Origin of the sequence: Leptolinea tardivitalis, from assembly GCF_001050275.1 — a bacterium.
Lineage (GTDB): Bacteria > Chloroflexota > Anaerolineae > Anaerolineales > Anaerolineaceae > Leptolinea > Leptolinea tardivitalis.
The window spans coordinates 275174-292007 of the sequence record NZ_BBYA01000001.1; the positions used below are offsets into that span (position 1 = coordinate 275174).

At 47.0% G+C, this 16834-nt stretch carries 16 protein-coding genes and 1 tRNA gene; 11 read left to right on the forward strand and 6 right to left on the reverse strand.

What is annotated here, in order from left to right; genetic code table 11:
* Positions 1-21: 21 nt before the first annotated feature.
* The 4 genes from atpG to LTAR_RS01340 are packed head-to-tail and all read left to right on the forward strand — an operon-like array spanning position 22 to position 3829.
* Complete coding sequence (gene atpG, locus LTAR_RS01325) at positions 22-936, forward strand: ATP synthase F1 subunit gamma (protein WP_062420328.1); 915 nt, start codon at positions 22-24, stop codon at positions 934-936.
* A gap of 23 nt (positions 937-959) precedes the next feature.
* The gene (gene atpD, locus LTAR_RS01330; RefSeq protein ID WP_062420329.1) at positions 960-2357 is read left to right on the forward strand and encodes a F0F1 ATP synthase subunit beta; all 1398 of its coding nucleotides are present in this window, start codon (positions 960-962) and stop codon (positions 2355-2357) included.
* A gap of 10 nt (positions 2358-2367) precedes the next feature.
* Positions 2368-2793 (forward strand): ATP synthase F1 subunit epsilon, encoded by a 426-nt coding sequence (gene atpC / locus LTAR_RS01335; protein WP_062420330.1) that lies wholly within the window; start codon positions 2368-2370, stop codon positions 2791-2793.
* Positions 2794-2821: 28 nt separating this feature from the next.
* Positions 2822-3829: a rod shape-determining protein gene (locus LTAR_RS01340; RefSeq protein WP_062420331.1), complete on the forward strand. Its 1008-nt coding sequence runs from the start codon at positions 2822-2824 to the stop codon at positions 3827-3829.
* Positions 3830-3865: 36 nt separating this feature from the next.
* Here the strand turns inward: LTAR_RS01340 and LTAR_RS01345 are convergent, their stop codons facing one another.
* Positions 3866-4483, reverse strand: coding sequence for a redox-sensing transcriptional repressor Rex (locus tag LTAR_RS01345; protein WP_062420332.1), 618 nt, complete (start codon positions 4481-4483; stop codon positions 3866-3868).
* Positions 4484-4570: 87 nt separating this feature from the next.
* Here LTAR_RS01345 and LTAR_RS01350 point away from each other — a divergent pair, with 87 nt between their 5' ends.
* Complete coding sequence (locus LTAR_RS01350; RefSeq protein ID WP_062420333.1) at positions 4571-5302, forward strand: M48 family metallopeptidase; 732 nt, start codon at positions 4571-4573, stop codon at positions 5300-5302.
* Between the two features lie 11 nt (positions 5303-5313).
* Here the strand turns inward: LTAR_RS01350 and LTAR_RS01355 are convergent, their stop codons facing one another.
* Complete coding sequence (locus tag LTAR_RS01355) at positions 5314-6030, reverse strand: zinc metallopeptidase (protein WP_062420334.1); 717 nt, start codon at positions 6028-6030, stop codon at positions 5314-5316.
* Positions 6031-6252: 222 nt separating this feature from the next.
* On the opposite strand from LTAR_RS01355, the gene LTAR_RS01360 reads away from it, so the two are divergent.
* From LTAR_RS01360 to LTAR_RS01370, 3 genes are all read left to right on the forward strand, one after another.
* Entirely contained in the window at positions 6253-6951 is a 699-nt protein-coding gene (locus tag LTAR_RS01360) for a response regulator transcription factor (RefSeq protein WP_062420335.1), read from the forward strand.
* The gene (locus tag LTAR_RS01365) at positions 6948-8357 is read left to right on the forward strand and encodes a sensor histidine kinase (RefSeq protein WP_062420336.1); all 1410 of its coding nucleotides are present in this window, start codon (positions 6948-6950) and stop codon (positions 8355-8357) included. Before LTAR_RS01360 ends, LTAR_RS01365 begins: the two co-directional genes overlap by 4 nt.
* Positions 8358-8529: 172 nt before the next feature.
* Positions 8530-10143, forward strand: a complete 1614-nt coding sequence (locus tag LTAR_RS01370) for a trypsin-like peptidase domain-containing protein (RefSeq protein ID WP_062420337.1) — start codon at positions 8530-8532, stop codon at positions 10141-10143.
* Between the two features lie 53 nt (positions 10144-10196).
* Here the strand turns inward: LTAR_RS01370 and LTAR_RS01375 are convergent, their stop codons facing one another.
* Entirely contained in the window at positions 10197-11684 is a 1488-nt protein-coding gene (locus LTAR_RS01375; protein WP_158423370.1) for a glycosyltransferase family 39 protein, read from the reverse strand.
* A gap of 121 nt (positions 11685-11805) precedes the next feature.
* Here LTAR_RS01375 and LTAR_RS01380 point away from each other — a divergent pair, with 121 nt between their 5' ends.
* The 3 genes from LTAR_RS01380 to LTAR_RS01390 all read left to right on the forward strand — a co-directional run bounded on the left by LTAR_RS01380 (position 11806) and on the right by LTAR_RS01390 (position 15014).
* Positions 11806-12915, forward strand: coding sequence for an AZOBR_p60025 family cell surface glycopolymer formation protein (locus LTAR_RS01380; protein ID WP_139044379.1), 1110 nt, complete (start codon positions 11806-11808; stop codon positions 12913-12915).
* 110 nt (positions 12916-13025) lie between these two features.
* Positions 13026-13496, forward strand: coding sequence for an Rv1352/Rv1906c domain-containing protein (locus LTAR_RS01385; RefSeq protein ID WP_062420340.1), 471 nt, complete (start codon positions 13026-13028; stop codon positions 13494-13496).
* Positions 13497-13931: 435 nt separating this feature from the next.
* Positions 13932-15014, forward strand: coding sequence for a hypothetical protein (locus LTAR_RS01390; protein ID WP_139044380.1), 1083 nt, complete (start codon positions 13932-13934; stop codon positions 15012-15014).
* A gap of 78 nt (positions 15015-15092) precedes the next feature.
* Here LTAR_RS01390 and LTAR_RS01395 read toward each other — a convergent pair whose 3' ends face one another.
* The 3 genes from LTAR_RS01395 to LTAR_RS01405 form a co-directional block, all read right to left on the reverse strand.
* On the reverse strand, positions 15093-16007 hold the full coding sequence (locus LTAR_RS01395; protein WP_062420342.1) for a VanZ family protein: 915 nt from the start codon (positions 16005-16007) through the stop codon (positions 15093-15095).
* 13 nt (positions 16008-16020) lie between these two features.
* Positions 16021-16092, reverse strand: a tRNA-Arg gene (locus LTAR_RS01400).
* A gap of 8 nt (positions 16093-16100) precedes the next feature.
* The gene (locus LTAR_RS01405) at positions 16101-16793 is read right to left on the reverse strand and encodes a TIGR03936 family radical SAM-associated protein (protein WP_062420343.1); all 693 of its coding nucleotides are present in this window, start codon (positions 16791-16793) and stop codon (positions 16101-16103) included.
* Between the last annotated feature and the right edge of the window lie 41 nt (positions 16794-16834).

Below are 16834 nucleotides of genomic sequence, written 5' to 3' on the forward strand. Positions count from 1 at the left end.
TGAAGTAGAGGACGTTAATCAATGGCTTCTGCCCGTGAAATGCGGCTCCGAATTCGGAGCGTAAAGAGTATTGCCCAGGTGACCAGTGCACTGGAGACCGTCAGCGCGGCTAAAGTGCGGCGGGCTATTGCAGCCGTCAATGCCACCCGCCCTTATGCGGAAAAATCCTGGAAGCTGCTCGTCCATCTGGCCCGTCAGCCAGGTCATACCAGTCTTCATCCGCTGCTGGCTGGACGAAGTGAGGTAAAGAAAATCTTAGTAGTTTTGATTAGCGGCGACCGCGGTCTTGCCGGAGCGTTTAATGCCAATATTGTCAAAGACACTCTGGATCATTTCCGAAATTTTCCGGCTCAAGTGAGTTATATTGCCGTTGGACGAAAAGGTCGTGATATGCTTCTTCGCCGGAGACGCGAGGTCATCGCTGAGTTTAGTGACATACCGATTGCACCATCCTTTGCCAGCCTGTCTGCGGTCGGCCACCTTGTAGTTGACGAATATTTGCAGGGTAGAGTGGATGAAGTCTACCTGGCATATACAGATTTCCATTCAATGGTGAAACAGGATACGGTTATTCGCAAACTGGTTCCACTTGATGTTCAATATGCGGATGATCGGGTGGTGGCATATAACGTGACCCATCATAAAACCACATCCGTTTTTGATTTCGAACCGGATGATTCGCAGATATTAAGCGGAATTATTGCACGTTTCACTGAACTTCAGGTGTACCAGGCAATTCTTACTTCGCAGGCCAGTGAACAGGCAGCCCGTATGGTTTCCATGCGCAATGCCACGGATAACGCCCGCGAATTGATTTCTTCATTACAGATGGATTACAACAAAGCCCGCCAGCAGGCCATTACGAACGATATGCTGGATATTACCGGCGGCGCAGAAGCCATGGCCGCCATGACAAAGACCAAGGAGACCGCGTAAAGCGGATAATACTGGGAGGTTGTATGGAATATCAAACCGGGCGGGTTGTGCAGGTTCAAGGTAGTGTGGTGGATGTCGAATTCTCCATTGAGAATATGCCTGATATGTTTGAAGCCCTGGAAGTGGTCTCAACGGATGGACCTTCCATTATTTTGGAAGTTGAGAAACATATGGGCGATAATCTTGTCCGTTGTGTTGCTATGGACACCACCGATGGGATGCAGAGAAATTCTGTCGTTAAACGGACGGGCGCTCCCATTAAAGTCCCTGTAGGCCCTGATATTCTGGGCCGGGTGTTTAATGTACTGGGGAATGTTGTTGATAATAAAGGCGATGTGAAAGCCGAAGCGTATTATCCCATTCACCGCGCTGCACCAAAATTTGAAGAACAATCCACCCGTGTGGAAGTTTTTGAAACTGGTCTGAAAGTAATTGACCTGATTGCTCCCTTTACAAAAGGCGGCAAGACTGGAATTTTTGGCGGTGCCGGTGTGGGAAAAACCGTCATCATTATGGAATTGATCCGCTCGATTGCCACCGTGCATCAGGGCAATTCTGTGTTTGCCGGTGTGGGTGAACGAACCCGCGAAGGTACACAACTTTACAAAGAAATGCTCGAATCGGGCGTTATGAAAGACACCGTAATGGTGTACGGGCAGATGAATGAACCTTCTGGCGTGCGCCTGCGTGTTGCCCTCTCTGCTCTGGCTATGGCCGAGTATTTCCGCGATCAGGGCAAGGACGTACTGTTATTCATTGACAATATTTTCCGCTTCACTATGTCAGGCTCAGAAGTATCTGCCTTGCTCGGTCGTATGCCATCCGCTGTGGGTTATCAACCTACGCTGGCCACAGAGATGGGTGAATTGCAGGAACGCATCACTTCTACCCGCACCGGATCAATCACATCTATGCAGGCCGTCTATGTGCCGGCGGATGATTACTCAGACCCGGCTCCAGTGGCAACCTTCACACACCTGGATGCCACCATTGCTCTTGAACGGGCAATTTCTGAAAAAGGAATTTATCCGGCGGTTGATCCGCTGGCATCCACATCCCGGATCCTTGACCCGAAGATCGTGGGCGATGAACACTACAATACGGCCCGTGAAGTACAACGGATTCTGCAGCGTTACAAAGACCTGCAGGATATTATTGCCATCCTCGGCATTGACGAAGTGAGTGAAGAAGACAAGATCATCGTCTCACGCGCACGCAAGATTGAACGGTTCTTCTCGCAGCCCATGTCAGTGGCTGAGCAGTTTACTGGCATTCCCGGGCGGTATGTTCCACTACGCGATACCATCCGCAGTTTCCGTGAAATTTTGGATGGCAAACATGATGACCTGCCCGAACAGGCTTTCAGCATGGTCGGTACGATTGAAGATGCCATTGAAAAAGCCAAAACGCTGGCTGGTTAAGGAGTAAAACATGCCTATTCGTTGTGAAGTCGTTTCGCAGGATCGCATCGTCTTTCAGGGCGATGTTGATATCGTCAACCTTCCAGGATTGGATGGTGACATGGGTATCCTGCCGAATCACTCACCGGTGTTGACGCTGCTGCGATATGGCGTTATCTCCATTAAGACGAAAACGGATGAACAGTTCTTCACAGTTGCCGGTGGGGTGGCAGAAGTTCAACCTGATCAGGTGACCATCCTGGCAGATGCCGCTGAAAATGTCGATGAGATTGATATCCAGCGCGCAGAATCAGCCCGTAAGCGTGCTGAAGAGGCACTGGCAAAAACACCTCAAACCGCAACGGATGAATACCTGGCCATCCAGGCCGCCATGCGGCGGTCGAACTTGCGATTGGATGCCGCCAGGCGATTCAAGAGCCAAAAGCGGACCCATTAACAGAAAAATATGAGAGGATAACCCACCTATGCCCGGTTTTACCCGCGAATTAGGCATCGACCTGGGCACGATGAATATTGTGGTTGCTGAAGGCAGCCAGATTCTTCTGCAAGAACCTACTGTCGTTGCCATCATTCCCGATGAAATGAAAATGGTTGAATGGGGGCAGGCAGCCAGCGACATGATCGGCCGTGTTCCTGAATCAATTGAAGTGGTCCGCCCACTTCAGCACGGTGTTATTGCCGAGTATGAAATCACCGAGAACCTGCTGGGTTTTCTGGTTAAGAAGATATGCGGTCCCATGTTCCTTTTCCGGCCGCGTGTAATGGTCACTGTTCCTTATGGCGTGACCAGCGTGGAAAGCCGGGCTGTGCAGGAAGCCAGCCTGGGGGCTGGTTCACGCGATGTTGCCCTTATCCAACAGCCTTTGGCGGCTGCTCTGGGGATTGATCTGCCTATTGGGACGCCTACCGGGAATATGGTCATCAGCATGGGCGGTGGTACCATGCAGGCGGCTGTGCTGTCTATGTATTCTATCGTTACCGCTGAAACCTCAACCGCAGGTGGATTGCGTTTTGACGATGCCATCATCACGTATACCCGCCGAAAATACGGCGTAATCATCGGTCAACCGACGGCTGAATTACTAAAGATCAAGATAGGGTCGGTTATTCCGCAGGATCAACAACAGGCCATGGAAGTGCAGGGACAGGACCAGGTTTCCGGACTTCCGCGGCCAGTCAATCTGACGACTGACGATTTATTGGAAGCCCTTCAGGAACCCATGACGGAGGTGGTCAATACCGCCCGCAAGGTACTGGAGAAGACCCCCCCTGAATTATTATCCGATATTATTGACCGCGGTGTGGCGTTATGCGGCGGCGGATCTTTGCTGCGCGGGGTAGACAAGTACCTGACGAAAGCACTGGGAATTCCAGCCTATCTTGTGGATAATCCATTGACCTGCACAGCTGAAGGAGCTGCCAAAGCACAATCAATGCGCGATTTATTGCGGCGCAGCCTGCCATCGGTTTAATGGGCAATGTGTAAGGCCTGATTCACCGGTCTGGTTTTACAAATAATATGTCATATGCTCCAATTGGAGTATCGGGCTGACTGTTTCCACACGAATGTTTTCTGGAACATTTAATGCGACCGGTGCATAATTCAGGATGGCTTTAATTCCTGCCTGCACAAGTTGATCTGCCACTGATTGAGCCGCGCGGGAAGGGACTGTGATCATGGCAACCATAATCCCTTCTTGGCGGATGATTTCCACCATTTTGTCTGTTGAAATTATGGGTAGTGTGCCTATCATCTTGCCGATCTTGGCCGGGTCATTATCGAATACATACCGGATGTGGAAACCGCGTTCGGCAAACCCTGGATAACGGGCAATGGCATGACCCAGATCGCCTGAACCAACGAGTGCCACATTCCAAATGCGGTCTACTTTTAAAATCTGACGAATACGAGCGCTCAGATAGTTAATGTCATATCCGCTGCCCTGTTTTCCAAATCCACCGAAAAAAGAAAGGTCTTTGCGCACCTGGGCTGCGGTGATGAAAGATTGTTCCCCCAGCTCCTGGGAAGATGTTATGGTTTTTCCCTGCCTGGACAAGTGCTGAAGTGTTTGCAGGTAAATGGGTAATCGGGAAACAACGATATCAGGAATGTTTTTGTCAGTCATGGAAATCTCATTTTCCAGTGTAATGGGCAGATATCTTGCATGAAAATGATCTTAACTTTATCATACTCATCCGGGTAGTACAAAAGCATGAGTAAAGAATCGAAGCCATCGAAATCTATTTTACTGGGAACGAACTATGTTCCTTATAATGTCCGGTTTTCCAGCCGGGCGCAGCGTTGGCGGTTATCGGTAACAGCCGATTATGTGGAAGTTGTGCTGCCGGAAGGTTCAAGATTACGGCCTGAAAAACTGTTACGAGAGTATGCCTCCTGGATTCTGGAAAAGCAGGCTGCCCTGCAAAAACGGAAAAAGCGTCAGTCAAAAAAAGCATTGCCGGAGGGGCAGATTCTTTTGCAGGGAAAACCCATGCTTCTTGAGATTAAACCAGCCAGTCTGACAGAACGGCAGCAGGTCATTCACTATCCGGGGCGGATAAAGGTGGTTAGCGGAAAATATGCCCCCGAAGTGATTTTGAGAAAATGGCTTGCCCGCGAGGCTGAAACAGCCATATTTCACCAGGTACAGATAAGAGCAAAACAGATGGGTGTACATCCATCCCGTCTGACGATTCGAAACCAGCGTACCCGATGGGGATCCTGCTCAACACGTGGAACTCTGAGCTTTAACTGGCGGTTAATTATGGCGCCGCCCGAAGTGCTCGATTATGTGGTTGTCCATGAATTGGCTCATATGAAGGAACAAAACCATTCTAAAGCTTTCTGGTCTATTGTGGCTCATTATTGCCCGGAATATTTGATACACCGTAACTGGTTAAAACAAAACCAGGCCGCCATGTGGCCTGGTTTGTTTGAGGATTAGGTCAGTTTGCCTTACCGGTCGTTCCGGCGCATCAGCATAAACATATAATACAGGATCGAAGAGACTGCCTGGGCTGCCGCTGCTACATAGGTTAATGCAGCTGCATCCAGAACACTGTTTATTCCGGTCATTTGCTCAAAACCGATAAAACCACTCGTCTGAAGGGCGGCTTTTGCCCGGCTGGTGGCATTCAATTCAACCGGGAGGGTGATAATGGCAAAGACAGCTGTCAGGGCGAAGAGGATCAGACCGAAGATGGCGATTTTTTCACCGATCGGAGTCGACAAAATCAAACCAATCATAAAGATGATCGGACCAAGCCATGAGCCCAACTGTACGGTCGGAACCAATGCCGTGCGCAGCACGAGTGGAAAGTAGTGCTCATTATCCTGGATGGCATGACCTGCTTCATGAGCGGCTACACCGGCTGCCGCAATGGACGGTGTGGAATAGATTTCCGGGCTGAGCCGCAACGTTTTTGAACCAGGATCATAATGATCGCTTAAGGTACCGCTTACCTGTTCTATCCTTACATCATGAAGCCCATTAGAATCCAATAACCTGCGGGCTACCTGGGCTCCGGTCAGACCGGTATAGTTATGCACTTTGGAATATTTATTAAAGGCGGATTTTACCTTTGCCTGTGCCCATAGACCTAACAATAGAGCTGGCAGGGAAAACATTAAATAAGTGAAGTAAGACCCGTACCATTGAATTTGAGGAAACATCTTCCGTTCCTTTCTTTGCTTTTCACGTATTGTACATCATCAGAATTTGAGAAATATATGAATCGAATTAGAAATGGATAAACAATTCCGGGGTTCCCGACTTTCCAGTCTGGGGAATAAAACAAAAACTCATCCATATTTGTCAATCTTATGTAATTCCAATAAATGTGAATAGAATAATAATGATTGAAATATCCATCTTCTACTGGAACAAGACAGAATATGCCTGGAACTGTATTGTTGATTGATGATGATAAGCTGATGCGCCGAAGTCTGGCGTTTAATTTACAGCAGGCTGGTTATGTGGTTTCCACGGCAGCCGATGCGGAAGCCGGGTTGGAAATCATTCGACAACATAGACCAGACCTGGTGATTCTGGATATTGGTCTACCAGGAATGGATGGTATGGACGCACTGAAAATCATCCGCGACCAGTTAGGTGTGCCGGTTATTCTGTTGACTGCCCGGCGCCGTGGCGTGGATGAAATATTAGGCTTGGAACTCGGAGCAGATGATTACATCACCAAGCCATTCGATTTTGAGGTTCTTCAGGCGCACATTAAAGCTGTGCTGCGGCGTACGTCGGGTATCAAGGATGCGCCTTCGGGTTTGACTGAGGTAAATTTGGGCGACCTGTATATCAACCCGGCCGCTCATCAGGTGAGCCTGAATGGGCAGGAGCTAAATCTTTCTCCCAAAGAATTCGATTTGTTGTACCTGCTAGCTTCTAATTCAGGCAAGGTTCTAACAACGAATGATATTTTGACACGTGTGTGGGGCGCCGAGTTTGAAGGTCAACCACAGGTTGTGTACGTGCATATCCGCTGGCTGAGGGAAAAACTGGGTGATACCAGTCTTGAATCACCACGGATACAAACGATTCGCGGTATCGGGTATAAATATTTGCCAAAGGCGATATGAATTTTCATTCCCTGCGTTTTCGATTGATTCTTAATAATCTGTTACCTTTCCTGTTGATCATGCCCATCGTGGGTCTGCTCATGGTGTATTTACTGGAAACGCAGGGTATCGTTGCCAGTGTCTCACGCGATTTGAACCAACAAGCCCTTTTGGTTGCCGATACAGCCAGTATGCAATCCAGCATCTGGGTAGATAGAAATTCTGCTCAGGCATTTCTCGTGAGAATCAGCCCGAGATTAAGCGCCCGGGTAATGCTATTGGATTCTGGCGGGCGTATGCTCGTTTCCAGCAACCCGGCAGACGAAGGATTGATCGGCAAGATCCTGTATTCCGGTCAGTATTCGTCACAATCTGGAACGGAAAATAAACAGACCAATCTGCCATCTCAATTCAGCGAAGTAGTCGTTCCGGTTGTTCGGTCAGATGGCCTTTTGCTTGGATATGTTCGCATGGATAACCCGTTAACGAACATTTACCAACGTTCTTTACAATTACGGCAGATCACCCTCTGGGTGGTTGGACTTGGTTTGATTCTTGGAATCGGTATGGGATGGCTGCTTTCGCGTGACCTGGCTCAACAATTACAGGCAGCCACCAAAGCGGTTACCAGTCTGGCTACCGGGCAAACATTAACCCTTCTGGATGATAAAAAGAAACCGAAAGAGATCAGTCAACTTTATCAGGCCTTTAATACTCTGGTTACACGTCTGAGAAACCTGGAAGATAACCGTAAACGGCTTTTGGCTAACCTGGTGCATGAAATTGGACGTCCACTAGGCTCTATACAATCTGCGGTCCAGGCTCTGAAAGGCGGGGCTGACAGCGACAGCGAGTTGAGGGCTGATCTTCTGGATGGCATGGCAGGAGAAATTCACCGGTTGGACCATCTGGTGGGTGAACTTGCCAACCTGCATAACGAACTGGCCGGTACTCTCCTGTTAAACCGTGCACCGGTAGAAGCTGGGGTTTGGTTGCAGAAAATTATTGAGACATACCACCAGCAGGCTATTGATAAAGGAATAACATGGGAGTGCCAGATACAATCCGATCTGCCTGTACTCAATCTGGATGCAGACCAATTGACTCTTGCCGTTCAAAATTTAATCAGTAATGCCATCCGGTATACACCATCAGGCGGGAAGATAACCATTACATCCAAAATCGCCAGTAAGAAATTTGTTATTGATGTAAAGGATACCGGTCCAGGCATCCCACAGGAAGAACAAAAAAAGATTTTCGAACCTTTTACACGGGGAAGTACTGCACGGCGTTTTTCTCAGGGAATGGGGCTCGGTTTGACGATTGCGAAAGACCTGGTGGAAGCACATGGGGGACAAATTGTTTTGACCAGTGAACCGGGATCTGGAAGTCTGTTCCGAATCATCATACCGGTTCAAGGAACTTAAGGTTCTCTTAAGCCTTTCTTCAGGATTTCATAAGGATTTTTCACTTCACTTCAGGTATCTTATTATTTGAAGAGAACTAAAAACGGAGGTTGTATTAAGAATGAAACGTTTATCTATAGTCGCAAGCAGTTTAGTGATATTTACACTTCTTATTTCGGCATGCAGTTTTACTATGCCAACAATTACAAAAACGAAACCGGCTCCGGCTGGAAGGTCGGCTCCAGCCAGTTCTGAGCCAAAGTCATCTGCTCCGACAGCCACTCTGGCTCCAGAGACGTCTTCCACGGCAGTCTCGAATGATCTATCAGGGTTGGATGCGTATGAATCCACACTCACAAGTGTATATGAACGTGTGAACCCATCTGTCGTAAGTATTGAGATGACGGCCAAGGTTAAATCCAGTATTCCTCAATTAGATTTACCCGATAATTTTCCGGATATCCCGCAGTTTTCTTTTCCTGATAATAATGGTTCTGAGGAGAAATTACAGCAGGGCATTGGTTCTGGATTTGTCTGGGATAAAGAAGGTCATATTGTGACCAACAACCACGTGGTGGATAATGCTGAAAGCATTACTGTCACCTTTGAAGATGGAACCAGCTTACCCGGCAAGGTTTTAGGGACCGATCGAAACAGCGATCTGGCGGTTGTTCAGGTGGATAAATCCAAAGTTGATCTGAAGCCTGTAGAACTGGCCGATTCAAACAAATTAAAGGTTGGCAATCTGGTCATGGCCATCGGTAATCCATTCGGTCTGGAAGGCAGTTTCAGTGTAGGTGTGGTTTCTGCTCTGGGTCGTTCATTACCTGTGGATGAAGCCTCAACAACCGGAACTACCGGCAGTTATTCCATCCCTGATGTCATCCAGACTGATGCCCCGATTAATCCGGGCAACTCGGGTGGTGTGCTGGTCAATTCACGCGGTCAGGTCGTCGGAGTGACAACCGCTATAGAATCCCCTGTGCGTGCCAATGCGGGTATAGGTTTTGCTGTACCCTCCGCAATCATCCAGAAGGTTGTCCCTGCGCTTATCCAGGATGGAAAATACACGTACACCTACCTGGGTCTGGCTGGCGGAACACTGACATCTGATCTGGCTGTTGCCATGGGATTGAAGGAAACGCAGCGCGGCATCCTGGTCAATTCAATCAACCCTAATACTCCTGCGGATAAGGCTGGATTGAGAGGTTCCGACAAGGAAACACAAATCCAGGGTCAAAAAGTCAAGGTAGGTGGTGATGTCATTACACGGATTGATGGTCAGGAATTGAAGAAATTCGAAGATTTAGTCAGTTACCTGGCCCGATCGACAGTAGTAGGTCAGGTAGTGACCCTGGATATTATCCGCGATGGCAAAGAGCAGTCTGTCAAAGTCACGCTGGAAGCCCGGCCAACCGCTGAAAAAACTGCTGTTCCCGAGGAATCTTCCATTAAGGGCAACGCCTGGCTGGGTGTATCTCTTTACACTGTTTCACCTGACGTTGTGAAAGCCATGAACTTAAGTGAAAGTACAAAAGGTGCCCTGATTCAATCCATCGAGAAAGACAGCCCGGCCGATAAAGCCGGTCTCCACGGCGGAGATAAACCCGTAACAATTGATAATGAACAAATCATGGTCGGCGGCGACATCATTACCGCCATAAATGGTGACGCCGTCGAAAATGTTCAAGATGTTCGCAGTAAAATCCTGCGGGCCAGCCCGGGTGATGAGGTCAAATTGACCATCCTTCGGGATGGGTCGGAAAAGGAAATTACCGTTAAGTTGGAAGAACGACCGGCCCAATAACATTGTGGTTGCACTATCAGAGAACGCCCCGGATCCCTCCCGGGGTGTTCTCTTTAATGATCAAATATCCATAATTGACGGGAGTACCGGGTGAAATGGTAATCGAGGGGAATTAATTTGTATCCGCTGGATTCTAAAATATTTTGTTGATCCATCGATAAGAGAAGTGGGGTGATTACAAAAATTTTTCCTTTCCAGACAGTGGATTCTTGCACGGTCTGCCAATCTGCCTGCCAGACGGAAGGAACGATGGATGAATCCTTGATCACTTCATCAAAGAAAAAATTGTAATACCCGGCTTCATAGGGGTTAATCACCAGAACCATGCTGCCAGGTAACCAGTGAGTGTGGATATATGCAGAAATTCCATCTGCGTTGCCTTTGGTACCGCTGTAATACGTTACCAGGGCGGGCAGATCAATAAGCAGGATCAAACATACCAGTATGGCTGGGATCATCCGTTTTTGTGGCGTGAACAACATGGATGTAGAGGAGAACCGGTCTTGCAGCCAATGATTCAGACTGGATAACCCTATTCCGGCTGTCATCAACAAAACGGGAAGAAATGGAAGCCATTGACGAGGCATAAAGAAGTATTGTTTGAACACATCCAAGGCCATAATTACCGCCATCTGAAGAATGACGCTGACCATCAACCATATGCCAGAGGAACGTGGTTTCTTCAGTAAGACGATTAGCCCTCCAATTTGCAGCAGGCAGCATGTCAGACCCCACACCCAGCTCCATTCCAGACTGTTTGAGTAAAAAGGCAGCCAGCCTAAACCTGTGAAAACAGTCTGCCAGAAAGAAATGCCGGTTTCTAAGAATGGATTCGCAAATGTCACCCGGCCGCTGAACAGGAAGAAACCAATGGCAAAAGATAGCAAAATTACGGTGGCACTCCATAACAGATGACGGAAAATCATCTGACGGTTTGGTCGGATTTCGTCAGAAAACAGAAACCACACCAGACCGTTGACCAGGACCAACAGCACATACATGTGAAAGAAAACACCAATGACGGTGGTGATCGTAAAAATTGACCACATGCGGGCGGTCGGGTTTTTCATAGCCCGATACAATGTATATGTTGACAGGACATAAAAGAGGGTCAGAGAAGAATAAAAACGGAGTTCTTGAGAATACTGGATATGGAACGGGGAAATTGCCAGAAGAAATACGGCATAAAGGGCTGTCTTCTGATCTGTGAGTTCTTTGAAAAAGAAGTAACAGACCGGCAGAGTAAGCGTTCCCCAGATGACCGATGGGAATCGCAGAATGGCGTTAGACGTCCCGATGCGGCTGGCCAGCCAGGTGAACACGTAATCCAGCGGCATAGCCATCACATGTGATTGAACAATGGGAACGATATCTGCCAGATTGCGAGCTTTGGTCACCCCGAACACACCCACTTCGTCATACCAGAGAATGTCATTGCCGAGTTGAAAAAGACGCAGCAAAAATCCGAGCAATATGACGGCCAGAAGTAATTTATACTTTCTGATGAAGCAGAATACCGGATGGGTTTTAGACGTGTCCATTTGGGAAGAACGCATTTTCTTGGATGAGATTGATACAATTCTACCTGTGAAATACCCTGGTCTGTTAAAAGCCGATAGGCAAAACATCGGGCTTTGATAAAGAGGACAATTGGAAAAGCCGTTGCCAAATAGGAAAATTCGTTCCATCTTTCGTCCATGGATGGTAGTTCTGGTTCTGGCGGGTTTGTACAGCCTGTCTGTGCTGGCCAGGAATGATTGGAATCCGATGACCTTTGTGGTTATTGGTAAACAATTTGATCCTTCACACGGAATAACAACAATGGGGTATGACGGCCAGTTCGCTTACCAGATAGCTGTCAACCCGGCCGGGGCGGCTCCATATCTGGATATTCCGGCTTACCGGTACCAGCGGATCGGGTATCCCATACTATCCCGCTGGCTCAGCCTGGGTAATCCTGGAGTTATCCCGTGGATGATGATCTTCATCAATATGACCAGTTTGACCCTCGGGACGCTGGCAACCGAATGGCTGTTGACGGAACACAACCACAACCGCTGGTTTGCCCTGGTATACGGTCTGTTTGCCGGACAGTTGTTATCACTGCGCCTTGACTTGACTGAACCGATGGCTTTCATGCTGGTGCAGTGGGGTGTGCTTTTCTTTGATCGGAAACGTTTGGGTTGGAGTGGATTTTTCTTCGCCCTGGCCGGTCTGACCCGTGAACTGACCCTGCTTTTCCCGGCCGCCTGCACCTTATCTTTGTTGTTTCATAATAAAAAATGGAAAGGCGCCGGTTGGGGACTGGCTGTATTGGCTCCATTTGCAGCCTGGCAGATTTTCCTCTTCAACTGGCTGGGAAACTGGGGTGTTAATTCCGGTGGCGAGCGGGCCAGTTCATTTGAATGGATCCCTTTTCATGGCTGGTGGGGATATCACACACCAGAGACGCAGATTTTTTTCCTATTCTCCATCTTTGTGCTGTTGGTGGCATTGATACCGGCCACAGTGGGTATTATTACCGCTATAAAAAATCTATGGCAAAGACAATGCACTGCAGGGGTTTGGATCTTATTGGCAAACAGCCTGATCTTTCCCTTTTTGCCCACGTCCAATGTGCTTAATCCGCCCGGTCTGGTGCGTATGGTGATTGGCCTGGTGGCTGCAGTTTTGGATTATGGCGCGTTGGAAGGATCACTAAATGCCCTGCGATTCAGTCTTTTGTGGTTATTCCTGCTGGCTTTTGGAGAAGGATTGGTGGCCATCTATTGAAAGGTGAAATGCTGATTGTATTTCAGTGAAGTCAGCCTATAAAATATTATTGATGGTGATAATGAAAGAACATGGGGGAAAACAACGCCGAATAGAATAAGGAGAAATCTATGAGAAGGTTATTTTTCCTGATATTGCCTATGATAGCCTGTTCACTCTTCAGTCCAACAAATGACCTTGTTCAAAACGCCGTGCAAACAACACTAATGGCAGAAAACAACCAGGTAAAGGCGGCAAATGCCACTCTTGAAGCAGAGAATGCTGGATTAAAAAGCACACAACAAACCGTATTGGGGATGATTCCGGTCACTGGCGGTGGTCCTGATGGTGTGGTTGAAATCCAACAGCCTTCCATCTATGCACCAAAGACGGATGGATTTTATCTCGTTGGGAGCGAGATCAGCCCGGGGCGATGGCGGACTGAAAGTGGTCATAACGATTGTTACTGGGAAATAACGACAGTCAATGGAAATGTATTGGGGAATTATTATGGGTTGAGTGGAGGTGATTTAATTGTTCCCCCGAATGGGTATCAGATTGATTTTAAGAATTGCGGAACAATACGATTTATACAAAGATAATTTATTCGAATGATTTGCAAAAACTAATTCAGAAAGACCAACTTAAAAATACTATTTTCCCTGCGAGATTGATGTAAGAGAAAAAATTCGAGAGATCAGCCTGGGGGACGTCTAATATGGTTGGAAAATATAATTAAAGATTTTTCTTCTAAATTTCAGGAATAACGTCACCTGTTAATTGGATTTCTTGTACTATTTATCTTCCGTATAATTGTTTTAAAACCATTTTATAGGAATAGTAGTTGATTTCTGAGTAATTTCCTGACAATCAGTTGAGAAGGGGTGATGTAGTTTGTCCTAATTAACTTGCCTGTTTCTAAATAATGACATCCCAGGGGAGATGGATTCTGTTGATGATCCCGGCCATTCAGATGATTATTTAGAATTACGCAAGTGGGTAAAAGCAAGTGTGGCTTTATAGAAAGGGGATAAACTATGGCGACATGTGCACTGTGTCAACGAAGTGGTTTTCTATTATCGATAGATCAAAACGAACTTTGTGCTTCCTGTTCGAGTGTTTTTAATAATAATTATGACTTACTACATAGTTACCGAAGACAACTTTCTTATTGTCGGCAGTCGAAAGATATTCTCGGTTTTATGTTGTCAAAATTTCTGGTTATGCAAAATTTGCATGAGATATTATCGGATAAGGATATAAGATCAAAGTGGGAAAAAATCATCAAAAGTGATCTTGATGCATATTTATCATTTCTCAAAAATCGTGGATATATCCAGAAAGCCAATCCATACGAAATATTGGAAAAAGAACTATCGGATGCCGAAATGAAAAGCATGCTCGAACAGGTCAATCAACAGCCGGGGGAGAATAAGCTGGAATCAGCGAGGAAGATCCTGCATTATTTTCCGGATATTCTTAACACGTTTAAAAATAAGGAATACTACGTTTGCTCTGATCGTGGAAAAGCATTGGCCGAATTTCATTTAATATCTCAGAAAAGTTGGAATTATGAGACGGCAAAAGTGATCTTCTTTTTGGTTTCAAAACGAGCATTTTTATTGGCATTGCAGCTTATGGTAAATCATGCGGTCTCTCAAATAGAAACCCATGAAAGCGATATGGATTGGAAAGAATATGATCCAGAAGTAGATACATCAATCATGAATATCATTTATCAAAGGGATTTATCGAAGTATTCCTTGACCAAAGAAGATGAAGCTTTGTCCAGAGATTTCACCGCTTATTCGATGATTTTCAAAGACGAAGCCTTTGAAGATACTATTATTGGCCCTGATATTTCTTTGAATGAGAATTTCTACAGGTCTGTAACAGATACAATTTCCTTTTGCAGGGCTCAATATGAAATGCATCGGATACGTTCAATCAAAAAATATGTGAGGAGTATTCAAGTAGAAACAGCCAATGATAATTATGTGTGTCCTGCCTGCAAAGCGGCGGCAGAAAAGCTGTACACCATTAATTCAATTCCTGATATCCCCATAACAGAATGTACATCCGAAGTGGGTTGTCGATGCAATATTCATGCATTAGTTTGATCTTTGGAATATTGATTTAAAATTCTGATTCTGGTTGAGTACCTTAAAAAAACTAAATAAGATCAGGATTAAGAAATTTTACTTAAACGTTAGACCGGTGATGGATACGAATATTAATAAAAGATCCATAAATAAAAGAATCGCCAAAATGGGATATATCCAACATCTGACGTTTCCGGTCTTATCATGAACTAGAGGCTTACTCTGTTTCTGGTTTAAATTTAACGGAAGACGAGTAATACGGTTGAACTTAAGAAATAATAATGGTGCAAGGACTAAGAAAAGGTAATTTAGTATTAGTAACCAGTCAGGATAATAACCTTTGAGTACTCCTCCATTTGCCTGAACACGGAACAGATAAAAACACATTAATGTATTAATGATGATTCCGGCCAGAACCAAACCTGATAAAGGTTTGACTCTCTTCAAACCCTCCATCCAATCCCAGCCGGATTCTTGATGCCCGGTTAACCCCAGATTTGTAAACACACCAATCAGAGCAGACGACGTGTTCACCAACATGTCCGTCCAGCCATAAGTGCGGCCGGGGTGGATGCCCTGTTCCAGTTCGTCAACAACACCCAGCATGGAGGCGCAAATAAACACAAGGATGAGCATTCCACCGCCCCTGTAATCCTTTTTCATGGCAAAATACACCAGCCAGGCCATCAGGATGTACTCTGGGATATGGATATGCTTGTTGGGATTGGCTTCCAGCCTGAAAATAGCCAGCACGATGACCGCGCTGGGTATCATGTACAGTAATTTCGTCCAACCCAGTTTTGATCGCCAGAGGTAGACTACGTAACCTGCGCCCAGGAGGATGACAATCACCAGAGGGATCTTTCCGGCAAACAGAAGACCAAAACGGGCTTCGATGAACCGGTAGATGTAGATGGCATTGGGGATCAACAGGGTATAAATAGCAATCAATCCCCACAACACGGCTCGCGATTGAATACGGGAACGGGGTTGTGGGGATTGATCAGTCATCGAAATTGATAGGCGTCCCCGGGGAGGCTCGAACTCCCGCTTCTAGCTCCGGAGGCTAGCGCTCTATCCACTGAGCTACGGGGACGGATGTGCTTATTTTATCACAGGCGAATCCGGTTTGAGAATAATCTTTGTGCGTGTCAGGGTCAGGTCACTGGGTTCCAATCCGAGTGCCGCCAGCACCTCGTCTGCGCGTCCTGTAGCGCCTTCACGTGCCTGCAGGGTCATCTCCAGATGACCTTGACCAGATGGTTCTTCCACAGCTTGAAGATTGATAATTAATGGACGCAGATCATACGGTTTTCCGCGGCGTTCCCGCGGCAGGGTTTCGGCATCCAGCAACCGGGCGACTGACTCTTGAGCTTTTCTAAAAAGTTCCACAGACAGGGTTCCGGAGCGGTATTCTGAGGCATCTACACGGGTTTGCAGGGCCGGGGTGGATAATGGCACCACGACAGCCGTAAGAGCGCGCAGGCCGGATGGAGCAGCGCGATTAATCCGATCACAGAACTCGTTCAGGTCTGGCGGGTCGATGAACCAGAAGTCAGCCAGTTCCTGTTCGCTGTTTACACCCAATGGTAATGCACTGGCCAGGTTGATGCGCGGACCGGGATTGAATCCCTGGGTATATGCCAGGTTCAATTTTGCCCGCCGGATGACGCGCTCCCAGATCTTTTGCAGGTCAAGGGCACCGGTATAAATCAATGAACCAGACTTGGAAAAAGTCACCCTCACCCGGGTAAGCACAGGTTGTGGAACAGGTCTAACAGGAGTATTTGTTTCCATATCAGTTGACCTCCTGCTGTACTTTCTTTTTAGGGTGGGTG

What these genes read in the sequence shown, in the direction of transcription:
- LTAR_RS01395 (WP_062420342.1), bottom strand. Translation starts at nt 16,007, where the DNA reads ATGACTGATCAATCCCCACAACCCCGTTCCCGTATTCAATCGCGAGCC.
- LTAR_RS01340 (WP_062420331.1), top strand. Translation starts at nt 2,822, where the DNA reads ATGCCCGGTTTTACCCGCGAATTAGGCATCGACCTGGGCACGATGAAT.
- LTAR_RS01355 (WP_062420334.1), bottom strand. Translation starts at nt 6,030, where the DNA reads ATGTTTCCTCAAATTCAATGGTACGGGTCTTACTTCACTTATTTAATG.
- atpG (WP_062420328.1), top strand. Translation starts at nt 22, where the DNA reads ATGGCTTCTGCCCGTGAAATGCGGCTCCGAATTCGGAGCGTAAAGAGT.
- atpD (WP_062420329.1), top strand. Translation starts at nt 960, where the DNA reads ATGGAATATCAAACCGGGCGGGTTGTGCAGGTTCAAGGTAGTGTGGTG.
- LTAR_RS01405 (WP_062420343.1), bottom strand. Translation starts at nt 16,793, where the DNA reads ATGGAAACAAATACTCCTGTTAGACCTGTTCCACAACCTGTGCTTACC.
- LTAR_RS01375 (WP_158423370.1), bottom strand. Translation starts at nt 11,684, where the DNA reads ATGGACACGTCTAAAACCCATCCGGTATTCTGCTTCATCAGAAAGTAT.
- LTAR_RS01345 (WP_062420332.1), bottom strand. Translation starts at nt 4,483, where the DNA reads ATGACTGACAAAAACATTCCTGATATCGTTGTTTCCCGATTACCCATT.
- atpC (WP_062420330.1), top strand. Translation starts at nt 2,368, where the DNA reads ATGCCTATTCGTTGTGAAGTCGTTTCGCAGGATCGCATCGTCTTTCAG.
- LTAR_RS01385 (WP_062420340.1), top strand. Translation starts at nt 13,026, where the DNA reads ATGAGAAGGTTATTTTTCCTGATATTGCCTATGATAGCCTGTTCACTC.
- LTAR_RS01390 (WP_139044380.1), top strand. Translation starts at nt 13,932, where the DNA reads ATGGCGACATGTGCACTGTGTCAACGAAGTGGTTTTCTATTATCGATA.
- LTAR_RS01360 (WP_062420335.1), top strand. Translation starts at nt 6,253, where the DNA reads ATGCCTGGAACTGTATTGTTGATTGATGATGATAAGCTGATGCGCCGA.
- LTAR_RS01365 (WP_062420336.1), top strand. Translation starts at nt 6,948, where the DNA reads ATGAATTTTCATTCCCTGCGTTTTCGATTGATTCTTAATAATCTGTTA.
- LTAR_RS01350 (WP_062420333.1), top strand. Translation starts at nt 4,571, where the DNA reads ATGAGTAAAGAATCGAAGCCATCGAAATCTATTTTACTGGGAACGAAC.
- LTAR_RS01370 (WP_062420337.1), top strand. Translation starts at nt 8,530, where the DNA reads ATGCCAACAATTACAAAAACGAAACCGGCTCCGGCTGGAAGGTCGGCT.